15 protein-coding genes are annotated in these 16835 nt (G+C 68.2%); 5 read left to right on the top strand and 10 right to left on the bottom strand.

Features of this window, described 5'->3' with window-relative positions:
• The first annotated feature begins 190 nt into the window (after positions 1 to 190).
• The gene (gene ggt, locus MKD38_RS01290) at positions 191 to 2071 is read left to right on the top strand and encodes a gamma-glutamyltransferase (protein WP_252674318.1); all 1881 of its coding nucleotides are present in this window, start codon (positions 191 to 193) and stop codon (positions 2069 to 2071) included.
• 211 nt (positions 2072 to 2282) lie between these two features.
• On the opposite strand, the gene MKD38_RS01285 is transcribed toward ggt, so the two are convergent.
• The 4 genes from MKD38_RS01285 to MKD38_RS01270 all read right to left on the bottom strand — a co-directional run bounded on the left by MKD38_RS01285 (position 2283) and on the right by MKD38_RS01270 (position 6574).
• Positions 2283 to 3359: a phosphotransferase gene (locus tag MKD38_RS01285; protein WP_252674317.1), complete on the bottom strand. Its 1077-nt coding sequence runs from the start codon at positions 3357 to 3359 to the stop codon at positions 2283 to 2285.
• Between the two features lie 56 nt (positions 3360 to 3415).
• Entirely contained in the window at positions 3416 to 4144 is a 729-nt protein-coding gene (locus MKD38_RS01280) for a histidine phosphatase family protein (RefSeq protein WP_252674316.1), read from the bottom strand.
• 74 nt (positions 4145 to 4218) lie between these two features.
• A complete protein-coding gene (locus MKD38_RS01275; protein ID WP_252674315.1) occupies positions 4219 to 4998 on the bottom strand; it encodes an oxepin-CoA hydrolase, alternative type in 780 nt (259 codons plus the stop codon).
• A 52-nt stretch (positions 4999 to 5050) separates the two neighbouring features.
• A complete protein-coding gene (locus tag MKD38_RS01270) occupies positions 5051 to 6574 on the bottom strand; it encodes a 3-hydroxyacyl-CoA dehydrogenase (RefSeq protein ID WP_252674314.1) in 1524 nt (507 codons plus the stop codon).
• Between the two features lie 187 nt (positions 6575 to 6761).
• On the opposite strand from MKD38_RS01270, the gene MKD38_RS01265 reads away from it, so the two are divergent.
• A complete protein-coding gene (locus MKD38_RS01265) occupies positions 6762 to 7403 on the top strand; it encodes a glutathione S-transferase (RefSeq protein ID WP_252674313.1) in 642 nt (213 codons plus the stop codon).
• 69 nt (positions 7404 to 7472) lie between these two features.
• Here the strand turns inward: MKD38_RS01265 and MKD38_RS01260 are convergent, their stop codons facing one another.
• Together MKD38_RS01260 and MKD38_RS01255 are read right to left on the bottom strand one after the other, a co-directional pair.
• Positions 7473 to 8645 (bottom strand): pyridoxal phosphate-dependent aminotransferase, encoded by a 1173-nt coding sequence (locus tag MKD38_RS01260; RefSeq protein ID WP_252674312.1) that lies wholly within the window; start codon positions 8643 to 8645, stop codon positions 7473 to 7475.
• An 89-nt stretch (positions 8646 to 8734) separates the two neighbouring features.
• Positions 8735 to 9277 (bottom strand): PIN domain-containing protein, encoded by a 543-nt coding sequence (locus MKD38_RS01255; RefSeq protein ID WP_252674311.1) that lies wholly within the window; start codon positions 9275 to 9277, stop codon positions 8735 to 8737.
• A 49-nt stretch (positions 9278 to 9326) separates the two neighbouring features.
• On the opposite strand from MKD38_RS01255, the gene yaaA reads away from it, so the two are divergent.
• Entirely contained in the window at positions 9327 to 10112 is a 786-nt protein-coding gene (gene yaaA, locus MKD38_RS01250) for a peroxide stress protein YaaA (RefSeq protein WP_252674310.1), read from the top strand.
• A 38-nt stretch (positions 10113 to 10150) separates the two neighbouring features.
• The gene (locus MKD38_RS01245) at positions 10151 to 11284 is read left to right on the top strand and encodes a M14 family metallopeptidase (RefSeq protein ID WP_252674309.1); all 1134 of its coding nucleotides are present in this window, start codon (positions 10151 to 10153) and stop codon (positions 11282 to 11284) included.
• 190 nt (positions 11285 to 11474) lie between these two features.
• On the opposite strand, the gene MKD38_RS01240 is transcribed toward MKD38_RS01245, so the two are convergent.
• The 3 genes from MKD38_RS01240 to MKD38_RS01230 all read right to left on the bottom strand — a co-directional run bounded on the left by MKD38_RS01240 (position 11475) and on the right by MKD38_RS01230 (position 14410).
• Positions 11475 to 12272: a BspC domain-containing protein gene (locus MKD38_RS01240; RefSeq protein ID WP_371925606.1), complete on the bottom strand. Its 798-nt coding sequence runs from the start codon at positions 12270 to 12272 to the stop codon at positions 11475 to 11477.
• 249 nt (positions 12273 to 12521) lie between these two features.
• Positions 12522 to 13409, bottom strand: a complete 888-nt coding sequence (locus MKD38_RS01235; RefSeq protein ID WP_252674308.1) for an N-formylglutamate amidohydrolase — start codon at positions 13407 to 13409, stop codon at positions 12522 to 12524.
• Positions 13410 to 13423: 14 nt separating this feature from the next.
• Positions 13424 to 14410, bottom strand: a complete 987-nt coding sequence (locus tag MKD38_RS01230) for a tripartite tricarboxylate transporter substrate binding protein BugE (protein WP_252674307.1) — start codon at positions 14408 to 14410, stop codon at positions 13424 to 13426.
• A 130-nt stretch (positions 14411 to 14540) separates the two neighbouring features.
• Here MKD38_RS01230 and MKD38_RS01225 point away from each other — a divergent pair, with 130 nt between their 5' ends.
• Positions 14541 to 15449: a LysR substrate-binding domain-containing protein gene (locus tag MKD38_RS01225; protein WP_252667359.1), complete on the top strand. Its 909-nt coding sequence runs from the start codon at positions 14541 to 14543 to the stop codon at positions 15447 to 15449.
• 202 nt (positions 15450 to 15651) lie between these two features.
• On the opposite strand, the gene MKD38_RS01220 is transcribed toward MKD38_RS01225, so the two are convergent.
• Positions 15652 to 16827, bottom strand: a complete 1176-nt coding sequence (locus MKD38_RS01220; protein WP_111519607.1) for a vWA domain-containing protein — start codon at positions 16825 to 16827, stop codon at positions 15652 to 15654.
• Positions 16828 to 16835 lie beyond the last annotated feature (8 nt).

Here is a 16835-nt window from a genome sequence, read left to right as displayed (position 1 = left end):
GGCCGCGGGCAGGGCGCCGGCGTGACGGCCTATCGATGTAACGGGCCACACAGACCGGCGGGGTTGAGGCAGGTGAAATATTTTTTCGCCGCCGGCTGCCCGATACGGAGTGGCGCACCCCAGACTTCCGTCCTCGCGGGATGCCCCGATCGCCACTACAATCGTTGGATCCTTCTGCCGGAGATCTCGCATGGCTATCCCTGACCTCACTTCGACGGCGTGGCGCGGTGCGCTGGCGCTGGCCCTGTCGGCGCTGCTCGGTGCCTGTGGTACCCCGGGCGGAAGCACGGCCACGCCGGCCGCGCCCGCTACGCCGGCAGCAGCGACTCCGCCCGCGGCGATGCCGCCGGCGCCGGAGGTGGCGTCGGGTTACCGCCCCGGCATGGCCACGGTCTACGCGCAGCGCCATATGGCGGCCGCGGCCAATCCGCTCGCCACCGAGGCCGGACGCGCCATGCTGCGCCAGGGCGGCTCGGCCATCGATGCCGCCATCGCCATGCAGGCCGTGCTGACGCTGGTCGAGCCGCAGGCCACCGGCATCGGCGGCGGCGCCTTCATCATGTACTGGGACGGCAAGAACGTGCAGGCCTTCGACGGCCGCGAGACCGCTCCCGCCGGTGCCACCGAAAACCTGTTCATGCGTCCGGACGGCAAGCCGATGCCGTTCAGCGAGGCCCAGATCGGCGGGCGCTCGGTCGGCACCCCGGGCGTGATGCGCGCGCTGGAGATGGTCCACCGCAAGCACGGCCGGCTGCCCTGGGCCCGGCTGTTCCAGCCCGCCATCGAGCTGGCGGAGAAGGGCTTCCCGATCTCGCAGCGACTCTACACGCAGGTCGCGGCCGACAAGTTCCTGGCCGGATCGCCGGAGATGGCCGCCTACTTTCTCGATGCCCAGGGCAAGCCCAAGCCGGCCGGCACGGTGCTGAAGAACCCGAAGCTGGCGCAGACGCTGCGCGACATTGCCCGGCGCGGCGCGGGCGTGCTCTACGGCGGGCCGATCGCGCGCGACATCGTCGCCAAGGTCAACAACGGCAGCAATGCCGGCTCGCTGTCGCTGGCCGACCTCGGCAGCTACCGCGCCAAGCAGCGCGTGCCGGTGTGCACCGACTACAAGCGCTACAAGGTCTGCGGCATGCCGCCGCCGTCGTCGGGCGGCATCGCCATCGCGCAGATCCTCGGCACGCTGCAGGCGCTGGAAACCAGAAATCCCAAATACGCGCTCGCGGCGCTCAAGCCACAGGCGGTGAACACGCCGGCGCAGCTGGAAGCCCATCCCGACGCCGTCCATGCGATTGCCGAGGCCGACCGCCTGGCTTATGCCGACCGGGGCCTGTACGTTGCCGATGCGGACTTCGTGCCGGTCGACGTCAGCGGCATGGTCAACCCGTCCTACCTTGCCGCGCGCGCCGAACTGATCGGCGAGCAGAGCATGGGCAAGGCCCAGCCGGGCACGCCGCCGGGCGCCACGCTGGCCTTTGCGCCGGACCGCTCGCCGCCGCGCATTTCCACCTCGCAGATCGTCGCGGTCGACGACCGCGGCGGCGCCATCTCGATGACCACCACGATCGAGTCGTACTTCGGCTCGCATCTGATGGTGCGAGGTTTCATGCTCAACAACCAGCTCACCGACTTCTCCTTCGTGCCCAGCGAAAACGGCAAGCCGGTGGCCAACCGCGTGCAGCCGGGCAAGCGCCCGCGCTCATCGATGGCGCCGACGCTGGTGTTCGACCGCGAGAGCGGCCAGCTGGTGGCGACCGTCGGTTCCCCGGGCGGCTCGCAGATCATCGAATACGTATCCAAGGCGCTGGTCGGCATGCTCGACTGGAACCTGGACCCGCAGGCGGCGATCGGCATGGGCAACTTCGGCAGCCGCAACGGCCCGACCGAAGTCGAGCAGGGCTTGGTCTCGCCGGGGCTGGTGCAGGCACTGCAGGCGCGCGGCCACCAGGTGACGGCGATCGAAATGACCAGCGGCACGCAGGCGATCGTGCGCCGCCAGGGGCCGGACGGGAAGACGGTGTGGGCCGGTGGGGCGGATCCGCGGCGTGAGGGGGTGGCGCTGGGGGATTGATACTGGCGGCGTGCTATGCGCTGCACGGTCTCGAAAATGCCGATTGCGTGCTCCCTCTCCCGCTTGCGGGAGAGGGTTGGGGAGAGGGTCGGCGTATCGACGAAGTCAGGCGCTGCGGTATGCCACGGCCTGCCCTCTCCCCCGGCCCCTCTCCCGCAAGCGGGCGAGGGGAGCAAACCGTCGGCAAGCCGTTAGGCTCTAGCCTTTGGCCTCAGCCCTTCGCCTTCTTCGCATACTCCCACCCCATCTCTGCCATCGGCCGCGCGCGCTTGCCCGCGTCGGTGGCCTGCGCCGAAGAGGCGGTGCCGTCGACCACGCGCTTCATGATGCCCTGCAGGATGCCGGCGATGCGGAACATGCTGAAGGCCAGGTAGAAGTTCCAGTCGCCGGTGATGGGGCGGCCGGTGCGCTGCTCGTACAGGCGGCGGTAGCTGGCTTCATCCGGGATGCCGAGCGCGGCGAAGTTGAGCCCGGCGATGCCGCGGAACTGGCCCGGGGCGATATGCCAGCTCATGCAGTGGTAGCTGAAGTCGGCCATCGGGTGGCCCAGCGTCGACAGCTCCCAGTCCAGCACCGCCAGCACGCGCGGCTCGGTCGGGTGGAACATCAGGTTGTCGAGGCGGTAGTCGCCATGCACGATCGAAGTCAGGTCGGCGTCTTCCTGCGGGATATGCTGCGGCAGCCAGTCCATCAGCGCGTCCATGGCCGGGATCGACTCGGTCTCGGACAGCTTGTACTGCTTGGTCCAGCGCTCGATCTGGCGCTGGAAGTAGTTGCCGGGCTTGCCGTAGTCGCCCAGGCCGATGGCGTTGTAGTCGACCGAGTGCAGCGCGGCGATGACGCGGTTCATCTCGTCGTAGATGGCGCTGCGCTCGGCCGTGCCCATGCCCGGCAACGACTGGTCCCACAGCACGCGGCCGGCGACGAATTCCATGATGTAGAAGGCGCGCCCGATCACGGATTCGTCCTCGCACAGCGCATACATGCGCGCCACCGGCACATCGGTGCCCGCCAGCGCGGCCATCACGCGGTATTCGCGCTCGATCGCGTGCGCCGACGGCAGCAGCTTGCTCTTGGGCCCGGGCTTGGCGCGCATCACGTAGGTCTGACCCGGCGTGACCAGCTTGAAGGTCGGGTTGGACTGGCCGCCCTTGAACTGCTCCACGGTCAGCGGGCCGGCAAAGCCCTCCACGTGCTGGCGCATCCAGGCTTCCAGCGCGGCGGTGTCGAAACGCTGCTGGTCGGCCACCGGGCGCGTGCCTTCGAAGTGCGATACGTTGCTGGTCATGCTGTCTCCGTTGGTTTTCTGTTCGGGTTCGATGAGGGAATCGGGGGCGGGAACCCTCAGCCGGGCGGCTGGCGTCCGCGCAAATACTGGTGCAGCAGCACTTCCATGGTGGTGTGGCGCGAGCCGCTGTGCACGGGCGTCGGCGGCGAATAGTTGGTCATGCGCACCACCCAGTCGAGCGGGCCGTCGCCCATGTCGAGCACATTGATGCAGCCGGCGGTCTGCAGCAGCGAACCGAAGAACACGCGCCGCCCGCAGCTGATGGCCTGCGACAGGATGGCGCGGTTGGTGCCGCCATGCAGCACCATCAGCACGGTATCCCAGTCGGGGTCGTCGCGCAGGCGCGCCAGTGCGGGCAGCACGCGGTCGAGGAAGGCGCCGATGGTTTCGCCGTTGAGGAAGCGCTTGTGTTCCGGCACTTCCCCTTCGAAGGCGCCGACGAAGGCATCGCGCAGGTTTTCATCGGCAATGGCGGACAGGTCGCCGCCGCGGATTTCCTGCAGCTCCGGCCAGACTTCGGGGGCGATGCCGTCCATCTCCGGCAGCTCGGCCAGCACGCGTTGCGCGGTCTCCACGGTACGCGGCAGCCCGCTGACGATGACGCGGTCGAAGCGGATCTGCTCCGCGGCAAAGGCGCGGCCGGCGGCGCTGGCCTGCATGCGGCCGGTCTCGTTCAGGGGCACCAGCTCGGGCAGGGCGGTGCGGCGCCCGGCGTCGTCGAAGTAAGACACGGCACCGTGCCGCATCAGGTAGATGCGGCGACGCGAGGACGGCGGCAATTCCATGCGTGGTCTCCTTGCATTGTGCCGGCATGCCCGTCTGCCGCGGGCTGGCCGTGATGGTGATCCGCCCGCGCGGATCAGCGGTATTGCGGCTTGCGCTTCTCCAGGAAGGCGCTGATGCCTTCGCCGCCGTCAGGGTGGTGCAGCGCGGCGACGAAGCTGTCGCGCTCGGCCAGCAGGTGCTCGGCGCGCGAGGCGGTGGCGGCATGGTTGATCAGCGCCTTGATGCGGCCAACCGCGTGCGGCGACTGCCGCGCCAGCCCCGCTGCCAGGCGCAGCGCTTCATCCAGCGCCTGGCCCGGCTCGGTGACGCGGTTGACCAGCCCGAACTGCGCCAGCCGGGCGGCGTCGACCGGCTTGCCTTCCATCATCAGCTCGCTCGCCAGCGGCCGCGGCAGCGCGCGTGCGATCTCGTACGAGCCGCCGCCGTCGGGGGTCAGGCCCACCGACACGTAGGCCATCACGAACTTCGCATCGCTGGCCGCGACCACGAAATCGCACGCCAGCACCACCGAGAAGCCCGCGCCCGCGGCCGCGCCTTCCACCGCCGCGATGATCGGCTTGGGAAAGGCGTGCAGCGACTCGATCCAGCCGTTCAGCAGCGCGATGCTGGCGGCCTGTACCTCGGGCGGCTGGCTGCGGTTGCCGAGCAGCCGGTTCAGGTTGCCGCCGGCGCAGAAGATGCCGTCGGCGCCGGTGATGATGACCGCGCGCAGTGAGTCATCCGCCGCGGCCTGCTCCAGCGCCTGCTGCGAGGCCGCGTAGATATCCGGATGCAGCGCGTTGCGTGCCTCGGGGTTCGAGATGGTCAGCACCAGCGTCGAATCGACGCGGCGGGAAAGCAGCTGTGCAGGCATGGCGGGGACTCGGTGGGGGCGGGCGGTGGGGGCGGCCGGGACGACGGACCGGTTACTGCTCTTCGGCCAGCAGCGACAGGCCCAGGCCGGCACGGCGCCACAGCCAGGGGCTGGGGCGATAGCGCATGTCGCCGGTCAGCGCTTCCATATTGCGCAGCGTCTCCAGCACCAGCCGCGGGCCGACCGCGTCGCCGAGCGCCAGCGGGCCCTTCGGGTAGCCCAGGCCCAGGTTCACGGCAAGGTCGATGTCGGCCGGCGTGGCGATGCGCTGCTGCGCGATATCGCTGGCGATATTGATGATGCAGCAGAGCACGCGCTGGGCAACGAAGCCGGCCGAGTCGCGGATCACCGTGACCGGCACGCCGTCGCTGGCAAACAGGCCATGCGCGGCGTCGCGCGCGGCGGCGCTGGTGGCCGGCGTGGTCATCAGCGTGCGGCGCTTGGTGGCCTCGAACGGCAGCAGCGTGTCGATGGCCACGGTGCGGGCCGGGTCCAGGCCCTGCTGCAGCGCGCTGGTGGTGGCGTCCAGGCCCAGCGGCGTGACGATGATCAGCGCGTCGGCCGAGGGCTGGTTGCCGCCTTCCGGGGTCACGCCGAGCGCGCCCAGCAGCCTGGTCACCATGGCATGGCCGCGCTCGCTGGCGTGGCTGACCCATACGCTCGACGGGCGCGCGGCCGGCACCGCGGCGGCGGCCGGCACCTGCTTCTGGCCATCGGCGTAGGCATAGAAGCCGGCGCCCGCCTTGCGCCCGATCAGCCCGCCGACTGTGCGGATCGCGGTGATCGGCGACGGACGGTAGCGCGGCTCCTGGTAGAACTGGTTGTAGATCGATTCCATCACCGGGTGCGACACGTCCAGCCCGGTCAGGTCCATCAGCTCGAACGGGCCCATGCGGAAGCCGGCCTGCTCGCGCATGATGTTGTCGATATCGGCGAATCCGGCCACGCCTTCCTGCGCGGCCTTCAGGCCTTCGATATTCATGCCGCGGCCGGCATGGTTGACGATAAAGCCCGGCATGTCCTTGCAGCGCACCGGCGTATGGCCCATGCGGCGCGACAGCGCCATCAGCGCGTCGCCCACCGCCGGGTTGCCCGACAGGCCGTCGATGACCTCGACCACCTTCATCAGCGGCACCGGGTTGAAGAAGTGGTAGCCGGCGATGCGGCCGGGGTGCTTCGCGCCGACGGCGATCGCCGTGATCGACAGCGACGAGGTGTTCGAGGCGATGATGGCGTCGTCGCGCATGATCGCTTCGAGCCTGGCGATCAGGTCGCGCTTGACCTCGAGCTTCTCGACGATGGCTTCGAGCACCATGTCGCAGCCGGCCAGGTCTTCCAGCGCGCCGCAGGGCCTGACGCGGGCCAGCGCGGCCTCGGCGTCGGCGGCGCTGAGCTTGCCCTTGTCGGCGAGCTTGGCCAGCGTGTCCTGCAGGTACTTGCGCGCGGCTTCCACCGCCTGCGGGTTGGCGTCGTACAGGTTGACGGTCAGGCCTGCCTGCGCGGCGATCTGCGCGATGCCCCGGCCCATGGCGCCGGTGCCGACGATACCCAGCGTATCGATGGTGAAAGTGCTCATCATTCGTCCCAAAAGTTGTGGTTAAATTAGCACGATCGTACGTTTTTTGCACCTTCCGCGACAGACCGGCGGGGCAGGCGGCGTGCGCTGATCGGCCAGCCGGTTCCCTGCAGACGCCGGATGGTCCACAATCCCCCGTTCCACGCGATTCAATGCGGGGACCCATCCCATAACGGAGACAGACGACATGCTGAAGCTCTGCGGATTTGCCGCCAGCAACTACTACAACAAAGTGAAGCTGGCGCTGCTGGAAAAGAACGTGCCGTTCGAAGAGGTGCTGGCCTGGATCGGCGAGACCGACCCGGCGGCGACGCCCGCGGGCAAGGTGCCCTACATCATCACCGAATCCGGCCCGCTGTGCGAGTCCGAGGCCATCGCCGAATACGTGGAAGCGGCCTACCCGCAGACGCCGCTGCTGCCGGCCGACCCGTACCAGGCGGCCAAGGTGCGCGAGATCATCGTGTTCCTGGAGCTCTACCTGGAGCTGACCGCGCGCGAGCTGTACGCGGAAGCCTTCTTCGGCGGCAAGGTCAGCGACAGCGTCAAGGAGCGCCAGCACAAGCTGCTGAGCCGCTATATCCCCGCCTTCGCCAGCCTGGCGAAGTTCTCGCCCTACATCGCCGGCGACCGCTTCACGCTGGCCGATTGCGCCGCCGCGGTGCACCTGCCGCTGGTGTCGTCTTGCACCAAGATCATCTACGGCACCGACATGCTGGCGGAGCTGCCGGTCAAGGACTACCTGAAGACACTGTCGCAGCGGGAGTCGGTGCAGAAGGTCAATGCCGACCGCAAGGCGAATACCGAGCTGATGATGAGCCGGAGGAAGTAAGCGCAGAGGGGAGCAAACCGCCCCCACAAGGAAAAAACGCCCGCGATCTGCGGGCGTTTTCGTTTCACTTCAAAGCTGCCCCAACCGTTCCAGCGCAAGCGCCAGCGTCTCTTCCTTTTTCGCAAAGCAGAACCGCACCACGCCCGATTCACGCGGCTGCGAGTAGAAGGCCGAGACCGGAATCGCGGCCACGCCGATCTCGCGCGTCAGCCACATGGCGAAGTCGGCCTCGCTCAGGTCCGAGATCGCGGAACAATCGACGCACTGGAAATAGGTGCCGTCCGACGGCAGCAGCTTGAAGCGCGAGCCCGCCAGCCCGGCGCGGAAGAAATCGCGCTTGGCCTGGTAGAACGCCGACAACTGCAGGTAGGGCGCGGCATCGGCCATGTAGTCGGCCAGGCCATGCTGCACCGGCGTATTCACCGTGAATACGTTGAACTGGTGCACCTTGCGGAACTCGGCCATCAGCGCGGCGGGGGCGGCGACGTAGCCGACCTTCCAGCCGGTCACGTGATAGGTCTTGCCGAAGCTGGAGATGACGAAGCTGCGGCGCGCCAGCTCGGGATGGCGCGACACCGATTCATGCTGCTGGCCGTCGTAGACCATATGCTCGTAGACCTCGTCCGACAGCAGCAGGATGTCGGTGCCGGCCAGGATCTGCGCCAGCTGATCCATGTCGCCGGCGCGCCAGATCGTGCCGGTGGGGTTGTGCGGCGTGTTGATGAGGATCATGCGCGTGCGCGGCGTGATCGCGGCGGCGAGCTTGTCGAAGGGCACGCGGAACGCGGGCGCTTCCAGCGCGACCGGCACCGCGGTGGCGCCGGCCAGTTCGATCGCGGGCAGGTAGCTGTCGTAGCACGGCTCCAGCACGATGACCTCGTCGCCCGGATGCACCGCGCACAGGATCGCGGTCAGGATGCCTTGCGTGGCGCCCGCGGTGACCGTGATCTCGCTGTCCCAGCTGTACTGGTGGCCATACAGGCTGGCGATCTTGGCGGCGATGGCCTGACGCAGGCGCGGCACGCCCGCCATCGGCGGATACTGGTTATGGCCGGCGCGCATGGCACCGGCCACGGCATCGACGATGCTCGGGTCGCAGTCGAAGTCGGGGAAGCCCTGGCCCAGGTTGACCGCGTTCTTTTCGGCGGCGAGCGCCGACATCACGGTGAAGATGGTGGTGCCGACGTTGGGCAGGCGCGACGGCGGCGGCGTCAGGGGGGCGAGCGTGGTGTCTGCGGACATAGAGCGCGAGTCAATGCAGTGGGAACGGTAGGCAGGCGTGCGGCGGCGCAGGGCGGCGCCGCGAGCCGCCATTCTAAAGCGGATCGGCCTTAAAGCGGATCGCCGGCCGGGTCCAGCGCGGCCAGCCAGGCGCCGAACGCCGGCGGCGTCATCACTTCCACGCGGCTGCTGCGGCGCAGGCGGCTGCGCAGCTTGAGCACGGCCTTGTCCTTCGACACCAGGCAGGCGGCGCCGGCAAAGTGCGCCAGCTCGACAAACTTCTGGTCGTCGGTGTCCTTGCAGCGCGGCAGGCGCAGCGCGTCGCAGTCGGCCTGCGGCGGCGCCGCTTCAAGGCTGGCGAGGCGGTCGACGGTGGCCAGCGCGGCGCCGATATCAATGTCAAAACGGGCAAATTGCGGATAGGCCAGCACCCGGCGCAGTTCCTCGCGGCAGTCGGCGCGGATCACGGGGGCGATGGTGCCGGCTTCCAGCGCGGCGCGGATCGGCTCGACGTGCGGGTCCTGGAACACCAGCAGGTCGACCCAGATATTGGAGTCCAGCACCACGCGCGGCGCGGATGTGATGCCGGCGGGGCGGCCGGCGTCTCCGGCAGTGCCGGCGGGCGGGATGGTTGCGGTGGTGTCGAGGCGCATTCGCTACAATCTGGGCTTGTTTGTCCTTGGCTACTGCCGCGATTTTGCCATGCTCATCGTTTTGTCTCCCGCCAAGTCCTTGGACTACGAGACTCCCGCCCGCATCAAGACCCACACGCTGCCGCGCTTCATCGACCGTTCCGCCGCGCTGATCGAGCGCCTGCGCCGGCTCGCGCCGCAGGACGTGGGCGCCCTCATGGACATCTCCGACAAGCTCGCGGTGCTCAACGTGACCCGCTACGCCGACTGGTCGCCGGGCTTCACCGCGGCCAACAGCAAGCAGGCGGTGCTGGCCTTCAACGGCGATGTCTACGACGGCCTCGACGCGAAATCGCTGTCGGCCGACGAGCTTGGCTTTGCGCAGAAGCACCTGCGCATCCTGTCCGGCCTGTACGGCGTGCTGCGCCCGCTGGACTGGATGCAGCCGTACCGGCTTGAAATGGGCACGCGCCTTGACAATGCCGCCGGCAAGGACCTGTACGCGTTCTGGGGCGACGACGTCACGCAGCTGCTCAACGCCGACATGGCCGAGCTCAAGCAGGAGGGCGCGCCGGTGCTGGTCAACCTCGCCTCGGAAGAGTATTTCAAGGTGGTGCGGCCCAAGGTGCTGCAGGCGCGCATCGTCACGCCGGTGTTCGAGGACTGGAAGGGCGGCCGCTACAAGATCATTTCGTTCCACGCCAAGCGCGCGCGCGGCACCATGGCGCGCTACGCCGTGACGCACGGCGTGACCGAGCCGGACAAGCTCAAGCGCTTCGCCGAAGACGGCTATGCCTTCGACCAGGCGGCCTCGGACGCGACCCGCTGGGTATTCCGCCGCCGCCTCGAAGACTGACCACGCGTCCTGAACCCATCGCCACGAGACCGCCAGCCATGCTGCATATCTCTTCGCATTTCGATTCCGGTGCCATCGAGGTCGAGGCGCTCGACCGCGCCGACGATATCCGCCTGCGCATCCGTGCCGATTCGCAGGCCGACTTCCGCCAGTGGTTCCACTTCCGTTTGCAGGGCGCGGCCGGGCAGGCCTGCCGCATGCATTTCCTGAACGCCGGCGACTGCACCTATCCGGACGGCTGGCGCGACTACCGCGCGGTGGCGTCGTACGACCGCGCCAACTGGTTCCGCGTGCCGACGCGTTTCGACGGCCAGGTGATGACCGTGGAGGTCACGCCCGAGCACGACAGCATCTGGTTCGCGTATTTCGAGCCGTATCCGGACGAGCGCCACCTGTCGTTGCTGGCGAGCTGCCAGCGCTCGCCGCTGGCGCGGCTGTCGCACCTGGGCAGCACCGTCGACGGGCGCGACATGACGCGCGTCACCATCGGCGCGCCCGGTCCCGGCAAGTCCACCATCTGGATGATCGCGCGCCAGCACCCGGGCGAGAGCATGGCCGAATGGTTCGTCGAGGGCGTGCTGCAGCGCCTGACCGGCACCGGCGTGTGGGCGGGCGACGCGGTCGCGCGCAAGCTGCTCGAGCGCGCGGTGTTCCATATCGTGCCGAACATGAACCCCGACGGCTCGGCGCGCGGCAACTTGCGCACCAACGCCGCGGGTGCCAACCTGAACCGCGAATGGATGGCGCCTAGCCCGGAGTCCAGCCCCGAGGTCTACCACGTGCGCCGCGCGATCGAGGCCAGCGGCTGCGACATGTTCTTCGATATCCATGGCGACGAGGGCCTGCCGTACAACTTCGTCGCCGGCAGCGAGATGCTGCCGGGCTTCACCGAAGCGCGCCGGCGCGAGCAGCAGCGCTTTATCGAGGCCTTCAAGCGGGCCTCGCCGGACTTCCAGGACGTGCATGGCTATGCGGCCAGCAAGTACAACGCCGACGCGCTCAAGCTGGCGTCGAAGTACATCGGCCATACCTTCGGCTGCCTGGCGCTGACGCTGGAGATGCCGTTCAAGGACAACGCCGACCTGCCGGATCCGGCGGTCGGATGGAATGGTGCGCGCAGTGCGCTGCTGGGCACGGCGATGCTGCAGGCGATATTGGATTATCTGGGCTGAGCGGTGGCTTGCTAATGGTCTTCTCCCCTCTCCCATTTATGGGAGAGGGGCGGGGGAGAGGGCCGGTGTTTCCACGGAGTGAAGCGTCATCGTGCTTGCCGTGCGCCTGCCCTCTCCCCCGGCCCCTCTCCCGCAAGCGGGAGAGGGGAGACAACTAGCGCCCTCATCGGCGTGCGCTGCCTCCCTGCGCCTACTGCTTCTTCTTGCTATTGCTGCTCGCCTTGGCCGACGTCGACTTGGCAGAGCTCGACTTCACCGACTTCGATGCCGAAGCCTTGCCGGACTTCGACGCCGTGCTCTTGCCCTTGGCCCCCTTGCGGCTCTTGCTGGCCGACGTGCGCGTGGCGGTGGGCACCGCCGGCGCGGCGGCCGGCTCGCTGATGGTGGCGCCGCTGCTGTCGAGCAACTCGTACGCCAGCATCATGCCGTCGTCATAACCGCAGCGCACCTTCACCGGCTGCCAGTCTTCGCTGCCCTTGCGCTTGTGCGCGGTGGCGGCGAAGGTGACCACCGAGCTGACCGGCACCGCCTGCTTGCCCGGCGAGAACCGCCCGCTCCAGGGTTCGGTGGTGGCCTGCCCCGCGGCGAGCGCGCCGGTGGGGATCTTCAGCGCATCGTAGGTGGCCGAGCGCGGCACCACCCAGCTGGCGTGCGCGGCGCAGTCGGCGACATCGCTGCTGGCGTTCTCGGTCTTCATCAGCTGTTCGCGCATGCGCGCGCGGTACTCGGACAGGCTGACGCGGCCGCGGTCGGGCAGGTTGATAGTTTTGGTGGGGGTTGAAGCGGAGACTGCCGGGGCGGGGATAGCGGCGGGGCGGGCTGGTGCTGCGGTGGTTGCTGCGGTTGCGGGGACCGGCGCCGGGCTGGCGGCGGCGCCGGCGGCCTCGTCCGGGAGGTTGGCGCAGCCTGCCAGCGCGATCGCACCGGCTACGGCGGCGGCCACCATGCGCAGCCGGCTGCCGAGCATTGCGGAGATTCGTCGGATCACGGTGTTAGCGTTGTGAGCGTGTGTGCTTGCCTGGGATTGCCTGCCGGCGCCAGGGGCCGGCACCCAGGATGGGTTCGCAAAGGATTGCCATGATAGAGGAAACCCATCTGCCAAAGTTCCTAAATCTTGTTACCCATTCTTCTAAAGCATGGCCAGCTCACCACCGTCCGCGCCAAGTGATCCCGGCGCGGGCAGGAATTCTCCTGGCCGGGCCAAGGCGGGGAAGCCGGGGCCCGGGACGCGGCCGCGTCAGGCCACGCGCGACGGCATCGCGCGCGTAAAGCGCAGCAGTTCGTCGAGCAGGCTGTTCAGGTCATGCCGCAGCTTGGCAAAGCCGGCGGTATGCGTGAGGCCGGCCTCGTCCATGTAGAGCTTGCGATTGACCTCCAGCTGCAGGCTGTGGCGGCCGGCCTGCGGCTGCCCGACCACGCGCACGATCTCGACGCCCTTGTACGGGTGGTTGCGCCAGACCTCGTAGCCCATCTCCTTGAGCAGTCCCTCCACGCGGTCGGTGAAGCGCTTGTCGCAGGTGGTGCCGTCGCGGTCGCCTACGACGAAATCCGGATGCTCCAGTCCGGGGAATTCGGTCGCGAACGGCGCGGCGTGGCTGGGCATCGAGTGGCAGTTGATATGCCAGGCGCTGCCATGGCTGGCGACGGCGTGCTCGGCCAGCTTCTGCAGCTGCGCGTAGTAGGGCAGGTAGCAGCGTTCGATGCGCGCCTGCACCTCGGCCACGCTCAGCTTGCGGTCGTAGATGGCTTCGCCGGTGTCCAGCACGCGCCAGACCAGGCCCTTGCCCAGCCGGGTCTTGGCGGTTTCCTGCCTGGCGCCCGGCCAGGGCGCGTCGAGCAGGGCTTCGTCGATCTCTTCCAGCGCGCGGTTGGCGTCGAGGTAGCTGCGCGGAAAGCCCGCGCACAGCAGCGGAATGCCGCGCGCCGGGGCGCCGGCGTAGAGCTCGTCGACGAAGGTGTCCTCGGCCTGGCGCAGCAGCGGCAGCGGCAGCGCGGGATCGGGGCGGAAGTCCGTCGGGTAGGTGGTCGCGCTGTGCGGCGAGTCCAGGAACAGCGCCGCGGGCTCGCCCTCGGGCTGGTACAGGCAGAACGGACTGTCCGCGATGGTTCGGTCGGTGTCGGTCATGGTGTGCGTTGCGTTCAGTCGAGCGAGATCTTGGCGGCGGCGGCGACGCGCTTGTTCTTGGCCACTTCGGTCTTGATCTGCGCGGCAAAGTGCGCCGGGGTGTCGCCCACCGGCGTGGCGCCGAGCTTCTCCAGCTTGGCCTTGACCTCCGGCAGCGCCAGTACCTTGACCGCGGCGGCATGGAGCTTGTTCTGCAGGTCGGCCGGCAGGTTGGCCGGCGCGATCAGGCCGAACCAGGCGGCGTCGTTGACTTCGCCCAGCCCCAGCTCGGCAAAGGTCGGCACATTGGGCAGCGCGGCCACGCGCTTGGGTGCCGCCACCGCGAGCGCGCGCAGCTTGCCGCCCTCGATGAAGGGCAGCGACGACGGCAGGTTGTCGAACAGCACCTGCACCTGGCCGGCCAGCGCGTCGTTCAGCGCCGGGCCCACGCCCTTGTACGGCACGTGCAGCAGGTCGGTCTTGCTGCTGATCTTGAACAGTTCGCCCATCATGTGCGAGACGCTGCCGTTGCCGGCCGAGCCATAGGCAAGCTTGCCGGGCTGCGCCTGCGCCAGCGCGATGAACGACTTCATGTCGGTGGCCTTGACCGACGGGTGGATGCTCATCACGTTCGGCACCGAGGCCAGGTTGGTGATGGTAGTGAAGTCCTTGGTGGCATCGTAGGACAGGCGCGGGTAGACCGCCGGATTGATGCCGTGGGTCGAGGCCGTGGCGATGCCCAGCGTATAGCCGTCCGGCGCGGCCTTGGACAGGAAGGTGGTGCCGATGCTGCCACCGGCGCCGCCGCGGTTGTCGACCACCACGGCCTGGCCCAGTTGCTGGCCGAGCTTGTCGGCGACGATGCGCGCGACGATGTCGGTGGTGCCGCCGGCCGGGAACGGCACTACCAGCGTGATCGGCTTGGTCGGATAGCCGGACTGGGCGACGGCGCTGAACGACAGGCCGGTGGCGAGGGCGGCCGAGGTGGCGGCCAGGACGCGGAGCAGGTGGCGACGTTGCATGATCTATGTGGCGAAAGGTATCAAGGAAGAGACAAAGGCGTTTTCACGATTCTGCTCGTGCAAGCAGGACCCTCGCAAACGAAATAAAATCCCTAGCTCATTCCATTTGGTCGTGAAGTAGAGGTGATTTATGCGGCGCCTATGTCCGTCGCTGACCGAGTTGCACGCCTTCGAGGCGGCGGCGCGCCATAACAGCTTTACCGTAGCCGCCCGTGAGCTGCATGTCACGCAGGGCGCGGTCAGCAAGCAGGTGCGCAGCCTCGAGGCTTATCTCGGCGTCGAACTGTTCCAGCGGGTGCGCCAGCGGCTGGTGCTGACCCCGGCGGGCGAGCGCTACCTCGAGCGCATCGCGCCCAGCCTGAACGAACTCGAGGCCGCCACGGTGGAATTGATGGCGGGGCAGGGGCGGGGCGGCGTGCTGCATATCGCCAGCATGCCGACGCTGGGCGCCAAGTGGCTGATTCCGCGGCTGCCGCAGTTCTTTGCGCGGCATCCGGAGGTGACGCTGGAGTTCGTGCCGCACGCGCAGGGCTACGATTTCTCCGAACCGGATCTCGATGCCGCGATCCGCTTCGGCGATGGCGTCTGGCCCGGCAGCCTGGCCGACTACATGACCGGCCGCGAGGTGCTGCCGGTATGCCGGCCTGGCCTGCTGGCGTCCGAGCCCGATGGCGTCGCGCCGACGCCGGCGGCGTTGCTGCGCTATCCACTGCTGCACCACACCACCGTGCCCGAGGCCTGGCCCGACTGGTTCGCCACGCTCGGCCTGCCCACGCGCGACGCCTGGAGCGGGGCGCGTTTCGACCAGTTCTCGCTGTTGACGCAGGCGGCGCTGTCGGGGCTGGGCATCGCTCTGATCCCGCGCTGCCTGATCGAGGCGGAGCTGGCCAGCGGCGCGCTGGTGGTGGCACATCCCGCGCAGGTGCTGGCCAAGAAGGGCTATTACCTGTGCTATCCGGAGCAGAAGCAGCACCTGCCGGCGTTGCGCACGTTCAGGGCGTGGGTGATGGAGGGGGCGGACCTGGCGCGGCCGGGGTGAGTCAGAGGTTCCAGCATGCCGGTGGTTTGCTCCGCTCTCCCGCGCGCGGGAGAGGGGCCGGGGGAGAGGGCAGGCGCTGGCAAACCGACGCGCCTCACTCCGTGGGTACTCCGGCCCTCTCCCCCACCCCTCTCCCGCAAGCGGGCGAGGGGAGCCTTGTTCGGGCGGCGTTGGCTGCGGCGCGCGTTGCGCGTTTCAAATCTTACTTCGACAGCACCTTCATCGCCTGTTCCAGCCCCGCCAGCGTGACCGGGAACATCCGTCCTTTCATCAGCTGGTTGATCACCGTGATCGACTGCCGGTACTGCCACAGTCCTTCGGGTTCGGGGTTGAGCCAGACGAAGTGCGGGAACTGCTCGGTCATCCGGTTCAGCCACACCGCGCCGGCCTCGGCGTTGTTGTACTCGACCGACCCGCCCGGCTGCAGGATCTCGTACGGGCTCATGGTGGCGTCGCCGACGAAGATGATCTTGTAGTCGGGCGTGTACTTGTGCAGCAGGTCCCACGTCGCCAGTTTCTCGGCGTGGCGGCGGCGGTTGTTCTTCCACACGTAGTCGTACAGGCAGTTGTGGAAGTAGTAGTACTCCAGGTGCTTGAACTCGGTCTTGGTGGCCGAGAACAGTTCCTCGACGCGCTTGATGTGGTCGTCCATCGAGCCGCCCACGTCCATCAGCATCAGCACCTTGACCTTGTTGTGGCGCTCGGGCCGCAGCTTGATGTCGAGCAGGCCGGCGTTGGCCGCGGTGGAATGGATGGTGTCGTCGAGGTCCAGCTCGGTGTCGGCGCCTTCGCGGGCGAAGCGGCGCAGCCGGCGCAGCGCGACCTTGATATTGCGCGTGCCCAGTTCGACCTGGTCGTCATAGTCCTTGTAGGCGCGCGCCTCCCACACCTTGATCGCGGTGCGGTTGCCCTTGGACGGGCCGCCAATGCGGATGCCCTCGGGGTTGTAGCCGCCATGGCCGAACGGCGAGGTGCCGCCGGTGCCGATCCACTTGTTGCCGCCCTCGTGCTTTTCCTTCTGTTCCTCGAGCAGCTGCTTGAGGCGCTCCATCAGCTTGTCGAGGCCGCCCATGGCCTCGATCTTGGCCTTTTCCTCGGGCGACAGCTCGCGTTCCAGCGTCTTCTGCAGCCAGTCGAGCGGGATGTCGGACTTCCAGTCGACCAGGCTTTCCACGCCCTTGAAGTAGGCGGCGAAGGTCTGGTCGAACTTGTCGAAGTGCTTCTCGTCCTTTACCAGCGTCATCCGCGACAGGTAGTAGAACTCGTCGATGGAGGGCGTGATGACCTGCGCCTTGAGCGCTTCCAGCATGGTCAGGTATTCCTTGACCGATACCGGCAGCTTGGCGTGGCGCAGCGAGAAGAAGAAATCGATCAGCATGGTGCCTC

The organism is Cupriavidus sp. WGlv3, assembly GCF_023952475.1.
GTDB classification, from domain to species: Bacteria; Pseudomonadota; Gammaproteobacteria; order Burkholderiales; family Burkholderiaceae; genus Cupriavidus; species Cupriavidus phytorum.
Note: the sequence above shows the minus strand (reverse complement) of the source record. Positions and strands in the feature narration are given on the sequence as shown.